The organism is Polystyrenella longa, from assembly GCF_007750395.1.
Lineage (GTDB): Bacteria > Planctomycetota > Planctomycetia > Planctomycetales > Planctomycetaceae > Polystyrenella > Polystyrenella longa.
In genome coordinates, this window is record NZ_CP036281.1 from 714,049 (window position 1) to 736,061 (window position 22,013).

The following is a 22,013-nucleotide window of genomic DNA, read 5'->3' on the forward strand; positions in this document are numbered from 1 at the left end:
AATAAAGCGTGGTTTTTCGCTATAGATCGATTCTGGCCCTCTGCGCACTGGCAAATGCAGTCATTAATTTTATGCAATCTTCCTTCCGTAAGATTCTTATCGGCGCCGTGTTCTTCCTGATCACGAATATCATCGCGATCTTTGGCTACTGGTACGCCGGGTGGGACATTCTGGAAGCAGTCTACATGGTGGTGATTACCATTTATGGCGTTGGTTACGGGGAAGTGCGTCCCATCGAAACTGATGTGATGAAAATCTTCACGATTGGTGTCATCGTCACTGGTTGTACGTCGGCCATTTATGTCCTCGGTGGATTCGTGCAGTTAATTGCCGAAGGAGAGTTGAAACGTGTTCTGGGAGTGCGACGAATGACATTAGGGATTGAGAAACTTTCGAATCATGTGATCGTCTGCGGCTTCGGCCGGGTTGGTCGAATACTGGCGCGGGAACTGACCGAGTCAGGACAGGAATTCGTCGTGATCGACACCGATCAGGAACGACTCCAGGAGGCCGAGAATAACGGCTTATTTGTGATTATTGGCGACGCAACCGAAGAAAAGATTCTGGATGCGGCTGGAGTTAAAAAGGCGCGCGTTGTCGCCAGCGTACTACCTAACGACGCGGCGAATGTCTTCATTACGCTCACAGTTCGTGAACTCAATCCAGACGTGGAAATCATCGCCCGGGGTGAGTCTCCCTCGACCGAGAAAAAGCTTCTTCGATCAGGGGCGACCAAGGTGGTTCTGCCGGCTGCCATCGGCGCGACGCGTATTGCCCGGTTGATTACTCATCCCTCCGCAGAAGAACTGCTAATGGGCTCATTTACCAAGACGAGTTTGAATGAAGATCTCGATCAGATTGGTCTGCAGATCAATGAGATCCTAATTGAATCCGGATCGCCCATTGCGGACAATCCTCTGTCCGATTTCTGTCTGGGGAAAATGAATCAATTCGTTGTTGTCGCGGTCCGTCACTCGGACGAATCGGTCAATCGAAATCCAGAGCCAGATTATCAGGTCCAGGTGGGTGATACCCTGATCGTACTTGCCCATCGAAGTGCGGTCCCGCAGATACGTGAGAAAGTCGCGCGAAGGGAGATTTATTACCGAGGCGCTCGTGGCTGATTCTCCAGTTCGGGCTGGAGAGAGAGGGGAAGATTTTTCATTGAGAATTCGCAATTCCGGCAAGCCAGACCGCCGATCGGGGCTGGGCGGCTTGTAGATCGTTCGACTGTGGGGTAAGGTCGACTGCAGTTTGGGTTGAATTGCTACGGCGATGGAATGAGGAGAATTCTGTCCCGGTGGTCAGAAACCTTTGCGGCGAGCAATTCCATGCGTGCTTAAAGTGTGTGCTTAAATGCGTAATGTTTGAGCGTTCGATGTTTTTGCGGTCGACGGAACGTCCGTTAAAAAGATATTTTTGTAAAAAAGTAACGCCATTTTTGCAGACAGTTTAGCAATTGTGCGATTGCAGCGAATGGTTGTGACTTTAGTGCCTGATAAGGACTCATCACGGCACAAGCCTTGCTCTAAGGTTAGCTTCCCACAGGAGGTGCTCTTCTGCTTCCGATATGATTCCACGCCCATCGAACACTGTTTCCATGTTGTCGCGCCGGGATTGGCAGAATGCCTCTTTTCTCCACGGAGCATATCCGTGGCCAGGGATGGCAAATTAACAACGGCCCGTACGATGTAGGAAACTTCAAACGGGCTCCACTACTGGAGCATAATGTAAATGAAACCGTCTACCGCAGAATCTTCATCGAGCACATCGGGAATTGGTTCCTCATTCGGAGGAAGCTCATCCGCTCCCGCTGGCCGCTCAGCGAGGCTCGCAGCTATTTCTGCAGTCACTAACTACAAATCATCGAATCCACCCATGGACTTCATGGCTACCCCTACGCAAGACCTGTTTTGTCGAAACGTTTTTCATAAGACCATTATGAAAGAACGCCTACCCAAAAGTGTCTTCAAATCGCTGATTAAAACGATTGAAGAGGGTACCAAACTCGAACCTGAAACCGCCGATGCCGTGGCGACCGCCATGAAAGACTGGGCAATGGAAAAAGGGGCGACTCACTACGCTCACGTTTTCTATCCGCTGACCGGTTCAACGGCTGAAAAACACGACAGCTTCCTGATTCCGACCGGCGATGGTACCGCCATGGCTGAGTTCAGCGGGAGCCAGTTGATTCAGGGTGAACCAGACGGTTCCAGCTTCCCTACTGGTGGTATTCGTCAGACATTTGAGGCCCGCGGTTACACCATCTGGGACGTCACCAGCCCCGCCTATATTCTGGAAAACACCAACGGAACGACCTTGTGTATTCCGACGGCGTTTGTTTCCTGGACAGGTGAAGCTCTCGACAAAAAGACTCCGGTTCTTCGCTCGATGCAAGCTTTGAACGTACAGGCTCAACGTATCCTGAAGTTGTTCGGCCACGAAGATGCCGCCTTGGTTAGTTCAACCGCTGGCCCGGAACAGGAATACTTCCTGATCGACCGAAACTTCTTCTTTTCCCGCCCTGACCTGATCAACGCGGGACGAACCCTCTTCGGTGCGAAACCTCCGAAAGGGCAGGAGTTCGACGATCATTACTTCGGTGCGATTCCCGAACGTGTTCTGTCTTACATGTTCGACGTAGAACGAGAACTGTTCAAACTGGGTATTCCGGTTAAAACTCGTCACAACGAAGTGGCTCCCGGACAATACGAGATTGCCCCGATTTTCGAATCAGCCAACATTGCGACCGACCATCAGCAATTGGTGATGCTGACCCTTCGTAAAGTTGCCGAGAAATACGGCATGGCCTGCCTGACCCACGAAAAACCATTCGCGGGCGTCAACGGTTCCGGAAAACACGTGAACTGGTCACTGGGTAGCAAAAGCCAGGGCAACATGCTCGATCCAGGGGATACTCCGCACGAGAATGCTCAGTTCCTGCTCGTTTGTGCTGCCGTTATTCGCGCTGTACACAAGCATCAGGGTCTGCTCCGTTCTGTTGTGGCCTCAGCCTCGAACGACCATCGACTGGGAGCAAACGAAGCTCCTCCAGCGATCATGTCGATCTTCCTGGGCGATCAACTGACCGACGTTTTCGAACAGATCAAAACGGGTGGAGCCAACAGCTCGCTGCCCAGAGGAACCTTGACCGTCGGCGTTGATGTACTGCCACCGCTGCCGAAAGACGCCGGTGACCGTAACCGAACCAGCCCATTCGCATTTACCGGTAATCGTTTCGAGTTTCGTGCTGTCGGTTCGAACCAGTCAATCGCAGGTCCGCTCGTCGCCATGAATACCATCGTGGCTGAGTCTCTCGACTACTGTGCGACCCAACTGGAACAAGCGACTGGTGGTGATCCTGCCAAGTTGAACGAAGCATTGCAGAAATTGTTGACTCAGATCATGACCGATCACGGAACCATCGTCTTCAATGGCGACGGTTACTCGGACGCATGGCACAAAGAGGCGGCCGAACGCGGCTTGCTCAATCTGAAAACGACAGCCGATGCACTGCCTGCCCTGAAAGACAAATCAGTCAAAGATCTGTTCACCAAGTACAACGTACTGAGTGAACGCGAACTCGACTCGCGTCTCGATATCTACCTCGAGCAGTATTGCATGACCGTGCAGGTTGAAGCGAACCTGACTCTGGAGATTGCCCGGACGTTAATCTTCCCGGCCGTCGTACGGTATCAGAATGAGTTGGCTTCCACCTGTGCTAACCTGAAGTTCCTCGGTTACGATTTTGACATGAAAACCCTCGACAAGATCACCACCTTGGTTAAAGGGTTGCAGGATTCCACTTCCAAATTGGAAGAAATTCTGAGTAAAGAACATGAGAGTGATCTGGAAGTTCAAGCCGAAATCATCCGCGATACTTTTCTTCCGGCAATGATGGATGTACGTGGATACGCGGATGAATTGGAAGGAATCGTCGCTGACGATCTCTGGCCTCTGCCGACCTACCAGGAAATGCTCTTCATTCGCTAGTCCGATGAAGTGCTGCTCTCCTGGAGAGAAAGACTGAATACAAAAGGCGTGGTTGTCTCATGATGACCACGCCTTTCTTTGTGTTGCTTTGAAGTTCAATTGTCCAACCAGTCTTCAGGTTAATTGACTTTTATCGAGGTGACTTGCCTGCCAGGTTGGACAGGCGATATTCTGTAGTATCCCTCCTGTTGTGATCGCTTTAAAAGGTTTAATAATGCGAGTTGCCTTCTTCAGTACCAAACCTTACGACCGCGAATTCTTTGAACAAGCCAATGCGGATCATGCGCATGAGCTTGTCTGTTTCGAGCCTCGATTGTCGGTTCAAACCAGCCAGTTGGCCAATGGGTACGAAGCGGTATGTGCCTTTGTAAATGATCAACTCGATGCGGAGGTCCTTGAGGTATTGGCGAATGGGGGAACGAAATACATTGCCTTGCGTTGTGCTGGTTTCAACAATGTCGATCTCGAACGAGCCAAACAACTGAGGTTGCAAATTGTACGTGTTCCCGCGTATTCGCCGTACTCTGTCGCGGAACATTCAGTCGGTCTGATGCTGACGTTGAATCGAAAAATTCATCGGGCGTACTCTCGGGTAAGGGAGGGCAACTTCAGCTTGAATGGGCTACTCGGGTTTGATCTGCACGGCAAGACAGTCGGAATTGTTGGCACGGGAAAAATCGGTGAACTGGTTGCACGCATTCTGGCCGGCTTCGGTTGCCGCTTGCTCGGTTTCGATATGCGTCCCAATCCGGGCTGCACCAATCTGGGCATGGAATACGTTCCGCTCGAACAACTTCTCCAGGAAAGTGACGTGGTCAGCCTGCATTGCCCACTGACGCCGGAAACGCATTACTTAGTCAACGAAGAGACCATCGCGCAAATGAAGCCGGGCGTGATGCTGATCAATACCAGCCGAGGTGGTGTGATTGACACCCGGGCAGCGATTACCGGATTGAAATCTGGAAAGATCGGTTCACTCGGAATCGATGTTTATGAAGAAGAATCGGACTACTTCTTTGAAGACATATCGCAGCAATGGATTGCCGATGATGTACTCGCCCGGTTACTGACATTTCCCAATGTGATCGTCACGGGGCATCAGGGTTTCTTTACGCAGGAAGCACTCACTGCGATTGCCCAGACCACGTTACAGAACCTGAGTGATCTCGCCGAAACGGGTCGTTGTAAAAACGAAGTTCTGTGATGAGCGGGAAGTGACCGTTTGCGGATCTAAGTGCAGGTCGGGTCGTCCTGATCCCAGGGCGACCTTTCGGGCGATGGATACGCTGGTTTTTTAGGCAGACAGGTTTCTTCGCCCAGTTGGCGGGCGAGCGTCAGGTTTTGCTGGAGGTGCTCCAGGTTCAGGCTGCCGACGACCAGGCTTGTGACATACGGATTGGAAAACAGAAACCGGATCGCTTCACGCGGGCTGAGGTGACCGGCCGAGAGTCCTTTTTTGACGACGACCGGCATCCCTCTTTTGGAGGCTTCCAGAATCACCGGCTCGTGGGAACGATCTTCGAGGTGGTACTCCACCATCAACAAATCGGCCCATTCCAGGGAAAGGGTCGCTGCCTCAATTGTCTTGCCACTCAGGCCAATGGCGCCGATGTCTCCCTTGGCCTTCCGTTGTTGGAGGACTTCCACCACGTCGGTTTGCTGCAGAACTTCGACATCATTTGCGGAGGAATGAATCAGGACAATGTCGAGATAGTCTGTTTGTAATAATGCGAGGCTACGATCCAGGCTGGCGTTAATGGAGGGCGCAGAAAAGTCATAATGCGATTCGCCATCAATGAATTGTTCGCCTACTTTGGTCGACAGAATGTATTCCTGGCGTCGATGTGAAATTCCCTGACCGATTCGTTCTTCGCTTAGCCCGTAGGCCGGGGCGGTATCGATGTATCCGATTCCCAAATCCAGTACGGCATTGAGTAACCGTGCTGACTCTGCTTCGCTGGGCAGGTCGTAGGCTGTAGGATATTTGATCTTCTGATTCCGGCCAATTTTGAAAGCGCCGAAGCCGAGAGGTTGGGAAGCGAGATCGATCATAATAAGCTTTGCCGCCGGAGTGGGCACAAGGTCAGGCGACGTGTTTCGCCGAGGTTTGACTTAGTTGGGAAAAGTCCGACCACTCCGTTTCCTGTTCCCAGGGAGGTAAGGCAACATCAGGACGGGGCCAGGTGGCGATCGTTTTTTGAAGCGATGCTGTATTGGCAATTGGACTGGAAAGTAGGGGGATGAGATCCTCCAGCAAATGTTCGCTGAGTTGCGGTGCCAATGCAAGTTTCGTTGGCCAGGCGGTCCAGATGTTTTGTTCGTGCAGGAAGTAAGCTTGCTCGGGCCGTTTCCCTTCTGGAGTGACTGGTTCAGCCCGGTCGACGCGATAGGAGGACCATTCCGTGGCAGACAGGCTAATCCCCGGAATCGCCGAAGAGAGTTCATCGGCAGCAAAGGCAAGGAGTTCTTCTCGCGGCATGTTCACGCCGAGTTCAGCAATTTGCCCCCCCAGTTGCCAGGCAGTCTGGCCAGAGGAAGTCTGTTCGCTGCTGATAGTGACTCGTGTTTTGGCTCCATCAACACAGTGTCCGTTGAGCCACGGAAGATCGCCCCGCACGACAACCATGTGCAGTGGTCGTGCTTGTCCTACCGTGGTCGAAAGTCCACATTGTTCTCGAAGGGGGATGTTACCTTTGCCCGCTGTGAAGACGACCTGTTCCGGTTGCAGAGATAATGTTCGGGAGCATTCGGAAGAGTGGATTTGAATTTGTTCGAGGGTTCCCTTGGGAGTCAGATTGAATTTGACTCCGTCCTGCGCGTCGATTTTCAGTAGGCAGTCCCGGTGGTTTTTTAGAAAATTCTGCAAGAGTCCGGCCGGGGAAAGGACTTGTTCTTCCAGTCGGGCGAGGGTGCCGGGGCACTCTTTTAAAACTTCTGGACGCTCGGTTTCGCAGAGCGAAGTGGGGGCGACGCGTAAACCGACCTGGGCACCGATCATACCGAGTCGGGACCTAAGAGATTCTGTTCTCCAGAGATAGCAGGAGTCGGAGCGGAGGGGAGTTTCGCTGAGGTCGGGCGTTCGTTCGCCAGCGAGACAGGCTTTCCAAATTCCGGGCATTTCTCGAATCTGAGCTGCGGAGCGAGTCAGCATTCCCTGAAGTGTGTATTTCAACCCGCCATGGATGATTCCCTGCGATGCAATGGTCTGTCCTGACCCCAGTGCCTGCGACTCCAGCAAAACGGCGGAATATCCCCGTTCAACCAACTGGTCTAGCAACCAGAGTCCGGCAATTCCACCACCAAACAGCACGACCTGTACCGGCAGAACTTCTGTTGAATTGTCCCGAGTACGCGCCTCCATGCGTCGCTCCTTCAAGAAAAATAGCGTGATTCTCCCGTATTATAATTAAAGGAGAAAAGGACGAACAGACTGGTTTTTAATCACAAAAAAAGGGCCAGATGAACTCCGGCCCTTGAGTATTCTGTTCGTTTTTACGATTGAACTCTATTTCTCGACCAGCCAGATATTTCGGTAGAGGACGGGGTTACCGTGGTCCTGGAGGAAGAGCGGGCCGGGCTCATCGCTTTCGGCGAATGGAGCGGCACGTGTGGGACCTTCAACGGGAGTTTTGTCCTGAACGAGGACTCCGTTGTGGCGAACGGTGATGGTTGCCGGTTCGACTTTGGTTCCCTTGTCGTTATAAACAGGGGCGGTAAAGTCGATGTCGTATGTCTGCCAGGTGAGAGGGGGGGAGCACATATTAATTGAGGGTGATTGAGTTGCGTAGATTGCGCCACATTCATTGTCCAAACCGGCGAGTCCAAACGAGTCTAGCATCTGCACTTCATAGCGGCCCTGGAGATAACAGCCACTGTTGCCCCGTTGTTGGCCTAAGGCGAAGGGCATGAAGGGGAGTTTGAATTCGATGTGCAGGTGGCAGTCTTTAAATGTCTTTTTGCTGGTTACTCCCTGCTTGAGAAAACCTTCCTCGGTGACTTGGCCGTTTTCGAAATGGTCGCCGCTCGTTCCGTCGAATAGAACGACCGCGCCTTCGGCTGGTTTGGCACCGAGTGTCGGACTTTTCCGAGACTGCTTTTCAAGAACCCCCAGTTCATCGCCAAAGCCTTTGTCATTCACGATTCGAATCTTTCCCTCGTTTACGATTCCGACGACATCACTTTCACTGCTCGTTAACAGAACGTGATCACCGTCGATCTTGCCAGTTCCCTGGGGAGTCTCTTTACCTTTCCAGCCATCGCCCGGTAATCCACCGACGTAGACACGGAATTCGAAATTTTCGTCCCCGCGAGAGACCAGTTGCAAACCGTACTTGGCTTGGCCGTCGTCAGTTGTAACTTCACCGACATATTCTCCCTGATGGGAGAAATCGGCTGGAGCCGATTCGACATCGGCGTAAGCGATTTTCATTTTGTTCTCCGGTTCGTCGGCGGATAACAGAGCCGGAAAGCAGAAAGTCAGCAGAAGTAGGGAGGGGGTGATCCAGTTGTGCATAGGGTGGGTTCCAAACAAGAGGTGTCGTCAGGGATAAAAGGAGTCGTGTTCTATTCTGAGCCAGTTTGGAACGACTTGCAAGTATTCCAAGGGTTTCTAACCCCCAGTAGAATCAGAGGTTCTAGCTCAGAGTCGGGGCTTGTGATATAGTGTGAGGAAATAGTGAACTGGTCGACAGGAGATAGTGGACTGCCAGGAACAGGTGCGAGCGGAGAGCGGTGAGGCCGACTTCTCCAGCTTGTTTCAGACCCTCAAAGGCCTCTCGGACGATTGTAAATGACAGATACCAACATTGACGCGAAACGCAAAATTGCGGCTGACTGCTTCAAAAAGGGATCCCAGGCCCTGGAATCGCAGAGCTGGGATTATGCCATAGAAATGTTAAAGACGTCCGTGAAAATGGTCCCGGAGAATCTTTTCTATCGGCAGACCTTGCGCGGAGCAGAGAAACGGAAATACGACGATAATAAAAAAGGAAAACGTCTGGCAGGCCTGTCGATTACCAAATTGAAAACCCAAATCAAGGGTAAGCGAATGCGGTCGGACTGGGCCGCAATGGATCAATTGGCCGAAGATGGACTGGCGTTGAATCCGTGGGACTCCAGTTTAAATGCATCACTCGGCGAAGCTGCCGCGAAACGAGGCTACGAAGACGTCGCCGAATTTGCTTACCGGCAGGCGTTAGAGATGGACTCGAACAGCCGTGACTTACTCGTCGGTCTGGCAGACGTTTATGAGGAACGCGGGAAGTTCAACGAAGCGGCTGAAATCTGGAACAAAATCCAGCGGCTCAATCCGCTCGACAGTGAAGCCCGAATGAAGGCCAATCAGCTTTCGGCTGATTCCACGATGGATCGAGGTGGATACAACAAAGCCGAGAATACCCAGGACGTGAAACAACCAAACGCTTACGACGTCGATCGTCCGGTTAAGCAGCAGATTCCCGAACAGGTATCCGGCCCCGGCGAGGACGAAGAGGCTGACTTTCGCAGAGCAATCCGCAAAAATCCAGAAGATCGGCAGGCTTATCTCAAACTCACCGGTTTCCTGCGGGAACAGAAGCGGTATATCGATGCTTACAATGAATTAAAAGGTGTGGCTGACAAATTCGAAGAGGATACCGTCTTCAAGGAAATATCCGAAGATGTCGAACTCGAAAGCCGCATGGAAGAAATTGAATTGTCGCGAAATGCGGTCGAAGCCAACAAGGATGATCGCAAACTGGTGAAACGATTGCAGACATTGCAAAAAGAGTACGTGCTGCGAGAGATCGAAATCCTAAAAGGACGAATTTCACAAAACCCGAAAGACCTCGGTTTGAAATTCCGACTGGCAAAACGGTATATGAAGTTCAAAAAATGGTCGGAAGCCATTCCTCTGTTGCAGCAGGCAAGCACAGACCAGCGGCACCAGGCGGAAATCCTCGTGCATCTTGGCAAATGCTATCACGCCGATGGCAGGAAGGAGCTTGCTTTGCGACAGTTTGAAAAAGCATTACCTCTGATTGACCAACATGAGAGGCCCCAAATGTTCGTAGAGGCCCATTACTTCTGTGGCCGTATGTGCGAAGACGCGAGCAAATATGAACTGGCCGAAAATCATTATCTGGAAGTGCTCGGGGTCGACTACGACTACAAGGATGCCCGGGAGCGGCTCGATAAACTGAGTGGAATGGAAGACAAGTCCGAATCGGAGTGATCGTTCCCTCTCACCTGGAATAGAAAAAACCGACCCTTACCAAGAATGGCTGAGGTCGGTTTTTTTATGGAAGATCAATCTGTCAGGCAACCAGGTGGTTGGTATTCCGGTGTGTCTTACTCACTGACTTTGCCGGTGAAGACATGTCCCGGAACTTGCATCTCCACAGTGTAGAACGAAGTCCTTGCGGTAACGTGTAAGGTCTTGTTTTCTGGACCGGCGAAGGTCGCGTTGGCTGGCTGCTGGGGGAGTTCGATCGTTCCCAGATGGGTTCCCTCGGGAGAAAAGACTTGCAGCCCCAGGGCTGATGTAATGTAGAGATTTCCATTGGCATCGATCGTCAGGCCATCGCCACCACCCCGTTTGGTAATGTCTTCCGGTTGTGCCAATTCGCAGAAGGGGGCTGCTGCTCCCAACTTGCCGGGCGATTCGACCGGGTAGACAAACATGGTTGTCTCTTTGGAAGGGATGACGTACAGCTTGGATTCATCGGGAGAAAGGATAACGCCGTTAGGAGCGGCGCGATCTTCGATCAGCCGAGTGACGGTTCCGTCTGCTGCGCGATAGTAAACTGCTTCCACACCCTGTGGCCAAGGGTCGGGAGCACGAAAACGAGGGTCGGTGAAGTAGATGCCGCCGGTCTTGTCGAGAACCAGATCATTCGGGGCGTTGAACCGTTTGCTTTCGTACTCACTCGCGAGGATCGTGACTTCTTTGGATTCCGGATTAATTGAAATCAGACTTCCGTCCATCGAGCAGGCAAACAGGGTTCCCTGTTGGTTGAACATGAGACCGTTACAGTGGCCCGAGGGTTCCAGGAAAATCGTGAGCATCCCTTTGTCGTCGATCTTGTTGATCCGATTGTTGGGGATGTCCGTAAAGTAGAGATTTCCTTTACCATCGGAGGCAGGGCCTTCGGTAAATGCGAAATCCGTATAAAGCTCCTTTATTTCACCTACGGGACCGATTCCCTCGATCGGTTCGGCTGCGTTAACACAGCCCGCTTCCAGAAAAATTAGATTCAGGAGGCATGTGCAGCTGAAAACTCTCGCCATCCACTTCATTTCAGTACCTTTCGTATTGCAAATCATCAGTAGGCATTCGTCGAGAAACCGTTTGCTCGTCCGGGGAGGGGACCGGAAAAATCAGGACAGGATTGTCGTCCTGATAAAGCGAGGAGATTTCTCCAAACGCTTTCCTATTGTGCGCAGATTTCCCCTCGGTAAGCAACTACCGACACTACAAATCAAGGTGTTAGGGCGAAACTTCTCCCGCCATCCGGCGGTCTTCGATTTTCAGGAACTCTTCGATCTTCTGTTCCAGAAAAAGCCCTTCCTGAAGACTGGCCAGGTTTGTGATCAGCTTCAGCTCGCTTCCGGAATGCAATTTGGCCTTCAACAGATAGGTGTAACTGGTACCGTTCTTGCTCCGGTTGACTTTTTCCTCGACGAAAAGCTGGTCCAGGTCACCTGTATCGCGCAATTCGACCCCTTTCCACGGAATGGGACCATGTTTAATGCTTAGCCGGTGATCGCCCACCAGGATCGTCGTTCGGTTGAAAAGAGAGGCGATGGTGTAGTAAGTCAGCAATGCACCGACGGCGACATGCAAAAGCGGGAAGAGGAAGGCGATTAAACTGAACTTTCCGTCCATACCTTGAGTGGCGGCTATAAAATACCAGACCACAAGAAATCCGTCCCAGATCACGCAAAAGAAAACCAGGAACAAGATACCCCAATTGAACCATTTCCAGGTGATGTGAAGAACTCCATGGTACTCATTGATTTCGTAATTATCCGGTGCTCCGACCTCTTTCTTGATACGGGTCGCTTCCGATTCGAGATTTAGGGAGAGGGCCTCGCCAAGGCGGGTCCAGGCGTTGCAGTAACTGCAACGGGCGACGCCCAGATCGAGATTGAAATCATTCTCCTGGAGGGCCGCTCCACATTTGGTGCAAGTCAGGTCAGACATCCCGGAACAGTCTCCTTAACAATATGACGAGGGTGCCATGGTTTTATGGAATTGACTTAATGAAAAACCAACCAGGGAGGAGGTTGGATGCCAAAAGCAGGAAAGTGGATTTCCTCTTTGCCAGAGTAAGTGACCGGAAAAGATATCAGAATCGGCAAACTGTCTGTAGGTCATCTTGTCTTTGCCAGCGAAGGGAAGGGGAAACGTTAAAAGGTAATCAATTTTCCACGTATCCATCAAAGCCGACAATTTCTACAGCCAATGACCTTTTTTTATCTCCTTAAACGTGAGAGACTAAAACTCGATAACCTCATTTCTATTCAATGATGCGGACACACTTGGGACCCCTCCTTATTTGACCAATTGAAGTTGATTCCGTTGTCGATTTCAAAGTCGACGGTCGTATGAATCAATGTCACCGGTGTTTACTGTCCGGCGACCGCGATGGATCAACCCAAGTTCCGTTTCGAATTGTTTGAAAGCTCACTCACAATGCGATCAATGGTAGGCCTGATTCTGGGCGGGGGTAAGGGAACCCGTCTCTTTCCGTTAACGGAGTACCGCTCCAAGCCCGCAGTACCGCTGGCCGGAAAGTTTCGATTGATCGATATCCCGGTCTCCAACTGCTTGAACAGTGGTGTCAGCCGCATCTATCTGCTCACTCAATTCAATTCAGTGAGCTTGCATCGCCATATTCGCGATACTTATAAATTCGACCGATTCAACGGTGGTTTTGTAGAGATTCTGGCCGCACAGCAAACGATGGAGGGAGCCGACTGGTATCAGGGAACGGCCGACGCCGTTCGCAAGAATCTGCGTTACCTGGAGCAACCGGGGATCGAACACGTCTTGATTCTCTCCGGTGACCAACTGTATCGAATGGACTACCGGGAAATGTTGAAGACGCACGTTGATGCGTCGGCCGATGTCACGATTGCCGCGCTGCCGGTTGACCGAGAGGACGCGCAGGGATTCGGCATTATGCGACTGGATGATACTGGTCGTGTAAAAGGCTTCCTGGAAAAACCTCAGACCGACGAAGATCTGGAAATGGTTTGGACGGAACCGAAATGGCTCGATGATCATGGTATTCCGAGTCGAGGCCGCGGTCACTTGGCGAGCATGGGGATCTATCTCTTCAATCGAGATGTGCTCGTGGAATTACTCAAAAACAGCGACTATCAGGACTTCGGTAAAGAAATCTTCCCGATGGCGATGCGGACGCACCATGTGCAGGTTCACCCGTTCGACGGTTACTGGGAAGACATTGGAACGATTAAGTCGTTCTACGAAGCCAACCTGGCGCTTGCCTCCCGAAATCCCCCATTCCAGTTGATGCGGCAGGATGCACCGATCTATACCGAAGCGCGACAATTGCCGTCGTCCCGGTTTGAAAAGTCGGAAATCTCAAACAGCCTGATTGCCGATGGATGTACGATTGAAGAAGGGGTTGTGATTCAAAACAGCGTGATTGGGGTCCGTTGCCATATTGAGAAATCGGTCGTAATCAAAGACTCGATCATTATGGGAAATGACTTCTATCCCACTGACAAGGAAAACCGTTGTGAGGACGAGCACCCAATGCATATTGGCGAAGGGGCCGTCATTGAAGGGGCCATTGTCGATAAGAACTGCCAAATCGGTGCTGGAGCCAAGATTCTCCGCGATAACATCAAAGAGGAAAACTACGACAACGGAAAAGTGACCGTCCGCGATGGCATCGTCCTCGTTCGCAAAGGGACCGTCATTCCTCCCGGCTGGACAAACTCCTGAGGGAGCTGTTCAGAAGCGACTTTCTTTCCCGGTGGTCCAGTCGGCCGGGAAAGTGACGGGCGATTTCTTCGATCTATTGTTGTGCCAACGGGTTACGGTTCATCTTCTTTTTAACCCCGTAGTCAACTAGAATCGGCACCTCTATTATTGCGCCAGCATTGCCCTGACCAAGCAATATTGCTTCATCCGAGGCAGTATTACCCAACTGAGGAGATATCCCCGGTTGTAAGGTGACGGAAAACTTTACCGGTCGGGCAGGATCTGGCAGCTCCGCAACATAAACGGTTCCGACATGCCTCTGAAGACCGAACAAGTAGAAGAACCCAGCCTCAATCTGACCCCGATGATCGACATCGTGTTTCTGTTGATTATCTTTTTTATGGTGGGAACCCAGTTCACCGAACAGGAACGACTGTTCGAGCTGAACATGCCGCAGGTTTCTGCGGCTCCCCCCTTAACAAGTCTGCCCGATGATATGGTGATTAACATTCACCAGGATGGGCGAATGATTATCTCGGGTGTGGAATACAGTCTGCCGGATTTGGAGCAGAAACTGAAAGAGGCGAGGTTGAACTACGATGACCAGGGAGTGGTCATTCGACACGATGCTGACGGAATCCATCAAAACCTGATGCACGTTCTGTCGGCATGCCATTCTGCACAGATTCGCAACATCTCCATTGCGGGCCAATTGCAGGGCGAGAAGGATCGTTGAAAGAGCAACTGAACAACTGGATCGACAAACTACTGTCCGATTCGGATCTCACCCGGGAAGAGTTTCTCTGGGGGACCATGATCGTCGCACTGTTGTGCGCCTCGACGCATCTGCTCACCATGCTGATTACCCGCTGGGGTGATTCTCGCGCTACTTCCAAATCGTGGGTCTTTTCCGCGCTGTTACACGTAGGCTGCGTCGTGGGATTGATCGTCTTTAGTCCGCCTGTCGATCACTCTACCCGAGTGGATGCCCGTTCGGAACCGATTCAGATCCAGGGGCTGATATTTGAAGAACCTCCACTCGATTCCAAGCCGAGCGAATTGTGGGAACGGGTCAAACCGACCGAGTTAAACGAAGTCGTCCGCTCGGAACAACCCGAGCGGAACCCGCTCGAACGGCCAGAGCCGGATCGGACGCATGAAGAAAACGTCCTTAAGCTGGAAGAACTGGTCGAGCGACTGCAGACCGAGCCCGAGGCGGCCGATCCGACTGTCCCCGAAGGAGTCGACTCGGGACGAGTCGAAGAATTGGCCGAGGCCTTTCTGCCGGATGAACTCATTCCGGAACTGTTACCTCAGGAAGAGATCAATCAACCTTCCAATGAAACCCGCACACGAGAAGAGACATTAAACCGGACTGATACTCCGGCAGCAGCGATTGAACGTCTTTCGAGTTCGCAGCCAGCTACCGAGCAACAACCGGTGGTCCTCAGTCGGGAACTGAATACGCTCGACGTGATCGAAAATCCGCAAGCACTATTGCGAGATACTTCCGTGAATGAAGTTCGTTCCCGATCGGATCGCCCTGATCTGGTCGAGCCGGAAGGTCCGGCGAGTGATAACTCGGTCGCCGTGACCGACACGGAAGGGCCTGTTGAATTCAGCCGTACCCGGCGCGGTGACGAAGGTGCTGCTGCCGCCATGAGTCTCGACCGGCAGAATCCGAATGCCGTCAATCGAACGCTCGGAAAAGAAGGAAGCTTACTCGCCCGGACACCGAACACGTTATCCGATTCGGCAATACCTCAGCCCCAATTGCAAAGCCCGGCCCCGGTTGAGCTGAAGGCGATTGCTCCGCAACCGAAGAACTATCAGTTGCGAAACCTGGCCAAACGTCGTGAGATCGCCCAGAAGAATGGAGGCACGGAAGAGTCCGAACAGGCTGTTGAACGCAGCTTGGCGTGGCTTGCGAAAGTCCAGAATCCGCAGGGTTACTGGGATGCCGATCGTTACGGAGCCGGGCAGGTGGGTGTCGATGAAGCGGGCGTAGATCGTCAATACGCGGGCAAGCAGTCGGATACCGGTTTAACCTCGCTGGCAGTCCTCGCTTTCCTAGGTGCAGGTTACACACATGAAGAAGGCCAGTACGAGAAAAACGTAGAGAAGGCACTCCGCTGGCTTGTCTCACAGCAGCGCGAAGATGGTTATCTGGGTGGAAACGCCCGCGCCTTTGAGATGATGTACTGCCACGGTATGGCGACTTATGCTCTGGCCGAAGCTTACGGAATGCGACAGGAGTTGGATGCGAAATCCTGGTTGCGTGAACCGATCGAAAAAGGGGCTCAATATGTCATTTCTCAACAGAACCCGAAAGATGGTGGCTGGCGATATTTGCTAGGTCAGCCTGGTGATATGAGCCTGTTCGGTTGGCAATTGATGGCGTTGAAGAGTGCTGAAATCTCAGGAATCGCCATTCCGCAAGACGTGAAAGTTCGGATGGTTCGTTTTTTGAAAGATCGGAGCCTGGGAGAGAATCAAGGGTTGGCCGGTTATGTCAAAGGCCAGCCGCCAGCCGATTCGATGACGGCTGAAGCACTCTTTTGCAAACAGATGCTGGGCATCAATCGAACCAACCCGGCCTGTATTGAAGCAGTCGATCATATGTTGATGAACTTGCCCAGTCGGAACAACTACAACTTGTACTATTGGTACTATGGAACGTTGGCGATGTACCAACATGGTGGTCAGTCGTGGGAAACCTGGAATGGCAGCCTGCGGGACCGGATCGTTTCCGAACAACGCCGCACGGGAGACTTTGCCGGTAGCTGGGAACCTCGTTCCGTCTGGTCTCCGTACGGGGGCCGCATCTACTCTACCACCCTCAGCACGCTCTGCCTCGAAGTTTATTACCGCTTTCTTCCGCTATATCGCATGCAGGAAGAACTGGATGAGCCCGCCGCGCGTCCGGGGGAGTGAAGTCGCCCGATCACCTTATAGGCGGCACGCTAATACCGTACGGGTTAGGAACTGCTTCATCGGGGAAATCGATTGCACGTTCTCCGAATGCTACCTGTTGAATTGCAATCTGCACCGCGCTTCCGTTCAATAGAGTCTGATTTCCTTTCGGCATACCTGCTCCAGTGTGTGCCTTCCCTCCAGACGTTGAACGAAAGTGCCCCCATGTCTCAACCGGAGAAGAAAAGTGCGGTCCGTTACGATCATGTCGATGAAAATTATCTTTCAGAACGACAATTAAAAAAGCATGCCGGTTGGATTTTGCTGTGGGCGTTAGGCGTCGGGGCAGTGATCTCGGGGAACTACGGTGGTTGGAACCTGGGTTTGTCCGTGGGTGGTTTCGGTGGACTGGCGATTGCGACCATTCTGATGGCAATCATGTATCTCTGCATGGTCTTCACCATTGCCGAACTCTCCGCCGCGCTGCCGCATGCCGGCGGGTTCTTTTCTTTTACTCGTAATGCTTTCGGCCCGACGGGAGGTTACCTGTGTGGATTGACCGACACGATTGAGTACGTGCTGACCCCCGCCGTGATTGTCTATTACATCAGCGGGTACATGCAGCAAATTCCCTTGTTCACCGAGATACCGCAGTACGTCTGGTGGTTACTCTTTTATGCCTTCTTTGTAGTGATCAACATCGTGGGGGTGGAGCTGACGTTCCGTGTCGGTCTGGTCGTCACGATGATCGCCATCGCGGTATTGCTCTTCTTCTATGCCTGCGTTCCGTTTAGCGACAGCTTTGCAATCGAAAAACTACACAACATTCCACCAGTCGAGGGAGTCGCAGGGGCGAACGAATGGATGCCGTTTGGTTGGCAGGGAATCTTCGCCAGCCTGCCGTTTGCAATCTGGTTTTACCTGGCGATTGAACAGTTACCTCTCTCCGCGGAAGAATCGCACGACGTCGTTAACGACATGCCCAAGGCGTTGATCTGGGGGATCGTCACCTTGCTTGTTCTGTCGCTGCTCACCTTGGTATTGAACACCGGAGTCGGGGGCGGTGCCGCCGCGATTGGAGTCTCCGAGGCCCCGCTGGCCGACGGCTTTGAGGCGATCTTCGGTACCGGCGTTGGTCAGACGGTGCTGATTGTGATTTCACTCACCGGGTTGATTGCCAGTTTTCACGCGATCATCTATGCCTACGGACGAGTGTTGTTCGCACTCTCCCGTGCGGGTTACTTCCCCCGCTGGATTTCAATCACGGGCGAACGGAAGACTCCCTTCGTCGCACTCATTCTCGGGGCGATGATCGGTTTGTTTTGCACCGGATTGATTGAATACACGAAGCCCCCTGGCGGAAAAGAGTCGATTGTCGGAGCCGCACTCTTGAGCATGGCCGTCTTCGGAGCCGTCATTTCTTATGCACTCGTCATGCTCAGTTACATCAAACTTCGCTACAGTCGCCCTAACATGCCCCGACCGTACAAAAGTCCGCTTGGTATTCCGGGAGCCGTCGTTGGTTTGATTCTTTCTTTGATTGCTCTCGCCGCGACGTTCGCCGACGAGGGATACCGCTTTGCAATCTGGGGAACAGCCGCATTTGTCGTCGTCGGCATGATCTACTTCCTCTGCTACAGCCGCTACCACCTGGTCGCCCAAGCCCCCGAAGAAGAGGACGCCCTGATTGCCGAAGCGGAGGAAGAGTTGGTGTGACGGGCAACCACGAAACCCACGGACGCTCACGAAAAAGGGTGCCACTGCTGGGCAAGCCAGCAGTGGCACCCGGAAATCGTTGTTCAGATATTGAGATCGGGATGAACCATTTCAATCCGTACTGGAAACGGGTCACCGCAAATCCAATCAGGATTACTTCTTCCAATCTGGAATGAACTCACGGACAAGTATTTTCAAGATCTTCATAGGGTCTGCTGCTGATCTCTCGACCCCAGCGATCGTCAATACCTGTTCATCAAGCTTCATGATCCATCGATCCCAACCAGACGAACCTGAAAGTTCCTTTGTGGCCTCATTTTGCATCCGTGTTTATCTTTGTCCATCTGTGGTTTCAAATCTCAACACCCAGTTCCTCAATCTTTCGGTACAAGCTCGACAATCCCAGTTTCAATCGTTTGGCCGCTTCGCGTTTGTCGGGGCATTGGCGGAGGACTCGGGCGATGTGGAGTTTTTCATAGTGGCGCAGGGCACTGCGGAGGTCGTCGGTGTCGGGGAGGGGTTGGTTGATGCCGAGGAGGTCGGGTGGGAGATCGTTCACTTCGATCTGCATTCCTTCGCACATCATCACGGCCCGTTCGACGGCGTTATCGAGTTGCCGCACGTTGCCTCGCCATTGAGCCGACATCAGCATGCGGATCGTTTCACTGCTGGCACCATTGACTCGTTTGCCCATGGCGAGCGAATGTTTGGTAATGAAATGCTCGACCAGCTCGGGGACATCGTCCAACCGTTCCCGTAGTGGCGGAATGATGATCTTGCAACCATCGAACCGATAGAAGAGGTCTTCCTGCAAGGTCCCTTCTTTGACTTCCTTCTCAAGATCCTTCGTCGTTGCCGCAATAATGCGTGCATGGAACGGAATGGTCTTAGTTCCACCCAGCGGGGTGATCTCTTTGTATTCAATCGCGCGCAGCAGTTGCGACTGAGTGGCGAGCGGGAGTTGAGTGATTTCGGAAAGGAAGATCGTGCCTTCACCGATCGTTTCGAGAATGCCAGCGACATCGGTCTGGGCGCCGGTGGCGGTTCCTGCTTTCGCTCCGAAGAGTTGCGCTTCGAGTGTTTCCACCGGACGGATGGAGCAGTTGAAGGGGACGAATTTTTCCTCTTTCTTGGGACCCATCGCGTGCATGGACCGGGCGAAGAGTTCTTTGCCCGAACCACTTTCACCGACAAGCAGGACGTTGGAATTGGTGACGGCCGCTTTACGGAGGGTCTCCTGAACATCGAGCAGCGCTTTGCTGGAGCCGACGATCTCTTCGATCTTGTCGCGGCGGGAAAGTTCGCGGCGGAGGTTCTGGTTTTCAAGATAGAGGTTCCGATACTGGAAAAGTCGTTCCAGTTTGTGAACCAGATCTTCAAAGAGAACAGGTTTGACCAGGTAGTCAAAGGCGCCCCGTTTGAAGGCTTCGACCGCGTTTTCGACGGTGGCATAGGCGGTGATAATGAGAACCAGCGTATCGGGATTGTACTGCTGCAGGCGACGCATCAGGTCGATGCCATCTCCATCGGGCAATTGCACATCGCAGATGGCGACGTTGATATGGTGGCTCGCCGCCTGGCGGACTGCCTCGTTGCAGGTTCCCGCTTCCACCACCTGATAGCCTTCGCCGGTCAGGAATTCGGCCATGGTAGTACGGATGATTTCTTCATCTTCCACGATCAGAATGACGGGTTGATTATTCACGTCGGGTTGACTTCCTTCGTTTCGATCCGGGTCTCTTCGGGCAGAATATCGTTCTGTTCCCGGATTGTGTCATCGGTCAGATAAATAGTAAAGGTAGTCTGCGATTCATCGGAGCGGGTCAATTCGATTTTGCCCCCCATGTTCTCCATGATGTGCCGACAGACAAACAGTCCCAGACCTGTACCGGTGGGTTTAGTCGTGTAATAGGCCTGGAACAGGGACTCTTGTTTTTCGTGGGGAATGCCGACACCGTCGTCGGTGACCGCCACCTTCAGCCAGCCCGATTCGAGCGAGGTGGTGATCTCGATCATCTGGCCTTCTTCAGTGGCGTCCATCGCATTGAGGATGAGATTCAACAGGACTTGCACCACCTGGTCCCGCGCGACGAATAAGGGGGGTAACCCTTTGGCGTAACGGGTGACGATTCGTTTTCCTTTTTTGCGTTTGTAATACTTGGCGATGTTCAGCGCGGCGTCGATGATCTCGTGAATGTCGGACCTCTTTTTGTCCTGCGAGGCGGGGCGGCTGAAGTCGACGAGTTCCTGGAGCGTGCGATGAATCCGGCGGAGCTGGTCGTCCACCATGTGCAGTCGTTCCTGCGTGTACTTGTCCTGATCGCGGCGCGAGAGCATCTGCACCAGCGAACTGATCGCGGCGAGTGGGTTCCCGACTTCGTGGGCAATGCCCGCGGCGAGTAAACCAAACGCGGCATGTTTTTCCTGTTGAACCAGAAAGGCCTGCGATTCCTGCAGCGCCTGGGTTCGTTCGAAAATACGTTGTTCGAGAAGCGCCTGGTTCTCCTGAAGTTCGCTGTTGAGCTGCGCGAGTCGGCGGCTGGCTCCTTTGACCAGGCTGGCGAGTGCTTTACTGGCGACCGTCACCCAACTGAGTAGAACGACCATGAGCGCGAGACCGACTTCATCGTTACCAGGTCGCTGCGACGCGGCGATAGCGACGAAAATGCAACTGAGCACGTGTAAACCGAGGGTGGCGTAAATCACATTCGAAGAATAGCGAAAGGCGCAGACGAGCAGCGACATGAAGTAATAGAAGCGAAACGGGCTTTCGAGACCATGGTCGTAACTGCACAGAAGCCCGATGTAGATCGCCTCCATTAACGAGACGAACAGGGGAAACCGGCCGAGGAAGACTTTGCCCTGATAACTCCACCAGGTATCGAAAACGGCGAAGAGAGCTCCGAAAGCGAGAATTCCGTTCAGGATCAGTTGGTTCGTATCGCGCCCGATGAAGTTAACCAGCACACACCCCGCGGCCAGGCCGAACCAGCGAATGCGGACGGTGATCGTTTCGGCCGCGAGTTCCCAGTGCAGCGTTTCTTCTCGCAGTTCGCGGGACAAAGCGGGGCCTTTCGAGTCGTGAAGAGGAGGGTGGATGCTTCTAGATTATAGAGGGAGAGGGGGAGGCTTGACCACTGGGAGGAACTTGTTTTTGGGGACTACGAAAGGGACGAATAATACACGAAAATGAGGGGTCGATGGCAAGTCAGGGGTGGCTTGCGAAGGCACAGGCAAAATCGGTGATGTAGGTTTGCGATAGTTTCGTGTGCTTTTTCGTTCCTTTCGTGGTAACCGTTTGATCAATCGCTTCCTCAACCCATTAACCATTTTTTCGGTACGTTGTGCATCATCGTCAGGGGTTGTCCTGCTTCGCTAAAATACTCGATTTGATTTGCCTTTGAGGCTGGTTCGTTAGGGGAAATCGAGTAGGCTTGTAGTAGGCGATGGTCGTTTT

The 22,013-nt window shown here is 52.6% G+C and carries 16 protein-coding genes; 9 read left to right on the forward strand and 7 right to left on the reverse strand.

What is annotated here, in order from left to right:
- The first annotated feature begins 71 nt into the window (after positions 1-71).
- From Pla110_RS02595 to Pla110_RS02605, 4 genes are all read left to right on the forward strand, one after another.
- Positions 72-1,124 (forward strand): potassium channel family protein, encoded by a 1,053-nt coding sequence (locus Pla110_RS02595; RefSeq protein WP_144992882.1) that lies wholly within the window; start codon positions 72-74, stop codon positions 1,122-1,124.
- A 501-nt stretch (positions 1,125-1,625) separates the two neighbouring features.
- A complete protein-coding gene (locus tag Pla110_RS22825; RefSeq protein WP_231742879.1) occupies positions 1,626-1,856 on the forward strand; it encodes a hypothetical protein in 231 nt (76 codons plus the stop codon).
- 85 nt (positions 1,857-1,941) lie between these two features.
- On the forward strand, positions 1,942-3,993 hold the full coding sequence (locus Pla110_RS02600; protein WP_231742892.1) for a glutamine synthetase III family protein: 2,052 nt from the start codon (positions 1,942-1,944) through the stop codon (positions 3,991-3,993).
- 214 nt (positions 3,994-4,207) lie between these two features.
- Positions 4,208-5,197, forward strand: coding sequence for a 2-hydroxyacid dehydrogenase (locus Pla110_RS02605; RefSeq protein WP_144992886.1), 990 nt, complete (start codon positions 4,208-4,210; stop codon positions 5,195-5,197).
- Between the two features lie 26 nt (positions 5,198-5,223).
- Here the strand turns inward: Pla110_RS02605 and Pla110_RS02610 are convergent, their stop codons facing one another.
- From Pla110_RS02610 to Pla110_RS02620, 3 genes are all read right to left on the reverse strand, one after another.
- Positions 5,224-6,045, reverse strand: a complete 822-nt coding sequence (locus Pla110_RS02610; RefSeq protein WP_144992888.1) for an aldo/keto reductase — start codon at positions 6,043-6,045, stop codon at positions 5,224-5,226.
- 31 nt (positions 6,046-6,076) lie between these two features.
- Positions 6,077-7,354 carry an FAD-dependent oxidoreductase gene (locus Pla110_RS02615; RefSeq protein ID WP_231742893.1) on the reverse strand — a complete coding sequence of 426 codons (1,278 nt, stop codon included), beginning with the start codon at positions 7,352-7,354 and terminating at the stop codon, positions 6,077-6,079.
- A 144-nt stretch (positions 7,355-7,498) separates the two neighbouring features.
- On the reverse strand, positions 7,499-8,506 hold the full coding sequence (locus Pla110_RS02620; protein ID WP_144992889.1) for a 3-keto-disaccharide hydrolase: 1,008 nt from the start codon (positions 8,504-8,506) through the stop codon (positions 7,499-7,501).
- A gap of 276 nt (positions 8,507-8,782) precedes the next feature.
- Between Pla110_RS02620 and Pla110_RS02625 the strand changes: the two genes are divergently transcribed.
- Entirely contained in the window at positions 8,783-10,204 is a 1,422-nt protein-coding gene (locus tag Pla110_RS02625; protein ID WP_144992891.1) for a tetratricopeptide repeat protein, read from the forward strand.
- Between the two features lie 116 nt (positions 10,205-10,320).
- On the opposite strand, the gene Pla110_RS02630 is transcribed toward Pla110_RS02625, so the two are convergent.
- Positions 10,321-11,259 (reverse strand): SMP-30/gluconolactonase/LRE family protein, encoded by a 939-nt coding sequence (locus tag Pla110_RS02630; RefSeq protein WP_144992893.1) that lies wholly within the window; start codon positions 11,257-11,259, stop codon positions 10,321-10,323.
- A gap of 199 nt (positions 11,260-11,458) precedes the next feature.
- Positions 11,459-12,175 (reverse strand): hypothetical protein, encoded by a 717-nt coding sequence (locus tag Pla110_RS02635; protein ID WP_144992895.1) that lies wholly within the window; start codon positions 12,173-12,175, stop codon positions 11,459-11,461.
- Between the two features lie 492 nt (positions 12,176-12,667).
- Between Pla110_RS02635 and Pla110_RS02640 the strand changes: the two genes are divergently transcribed.
- The 4 genes from Pla110_RS02640 to eat all read left to right on the forward strand — a co-directional run bounded on the left by Pla110_RS02640 (position 12,668) and on the right by eat (position 18,556).
- Positions 12,668-13,948 carry a glucose-1-phosphate adenylyltransferase gene (locus tag Pla110_RS02640; RefSeq protein ID WP_144999564.1) on the forward strand — a complete coding sequence of 427 codons (1,281 nt, stop codon included), beginning with the start codon at positions 12,668-12,670 and terminating at the stop codon, positions 13,946-13,948.
- 292 nt (positions 13,949-14,240) lie between these two features.
- The gene (locus Pla110_RS02645) at positions 14,241-14,663 is read left to right on the forward strand and encodes an ExbD/TolR family protein (protein WP_144992897.1); all 423 of its coding nucleotides are present in this window, start codon (positions 14,241-14,243) and stop codon (positions 14,661-14,663) included.
- The gene (locus Pla110_RS02650; protein WP_197440460.1) at positions 14,660-16,861 is read left to right on the forward strand and encodes a prenyltransferase/squalene oxidase repeat-containing protein; all 2,202 of its coding nucleotides are present in this window, start codon (positions 14,660-14,662) and stop codon (positions 16,859-16,861) included. Before Pla110_RS02645 ends, Pla110_RS02650 begins: the two co-directional genes overlap by 4 nt.
- A 204-nt stretch (positions 16,862-17,065) precedes the next feature.
- Complete coding sequence (gene eat, locus Pla110_RS02655; protein ID WP_144992901.1) at positions 17,066-18,556, forward strand: ethanolamine permease; 1,491 nt, start codon at positions 17,066-17,068, stop codon at positions 18,554-18,556.
- A gap of 352 nt (positions 18,557-18,908) precedes the next feature.
- On the opposite strand, the gene Pla110_RS02660 is transcribed toward eat, so the two are convergent.
- Entirely contained in the window at positions 18,909-20,261 is a 1,353-nt protein-coding gene (locus Pla110_RS02660) for a sigma-54-dependent transcriptional regulator (RefSeq protein ID WP_231742895.1), read from the reverse strand.
- A complete protein-coding gene (locus Pla110_RS02665) occupies positions 20,258-21,619 on the reverse strand; it encodes a sensor histidine kinase (RefSeq protein ID WP_144992903.1) in 1,362 nt (453 codons plus the stop codon). Before Pla110_RS02665 ends, Pla110_RS02660 begins: the two co-directional genes overlap by 4 nt.
- Positions 21,620-22,013 lie beyond the last annotated feature (394 nt).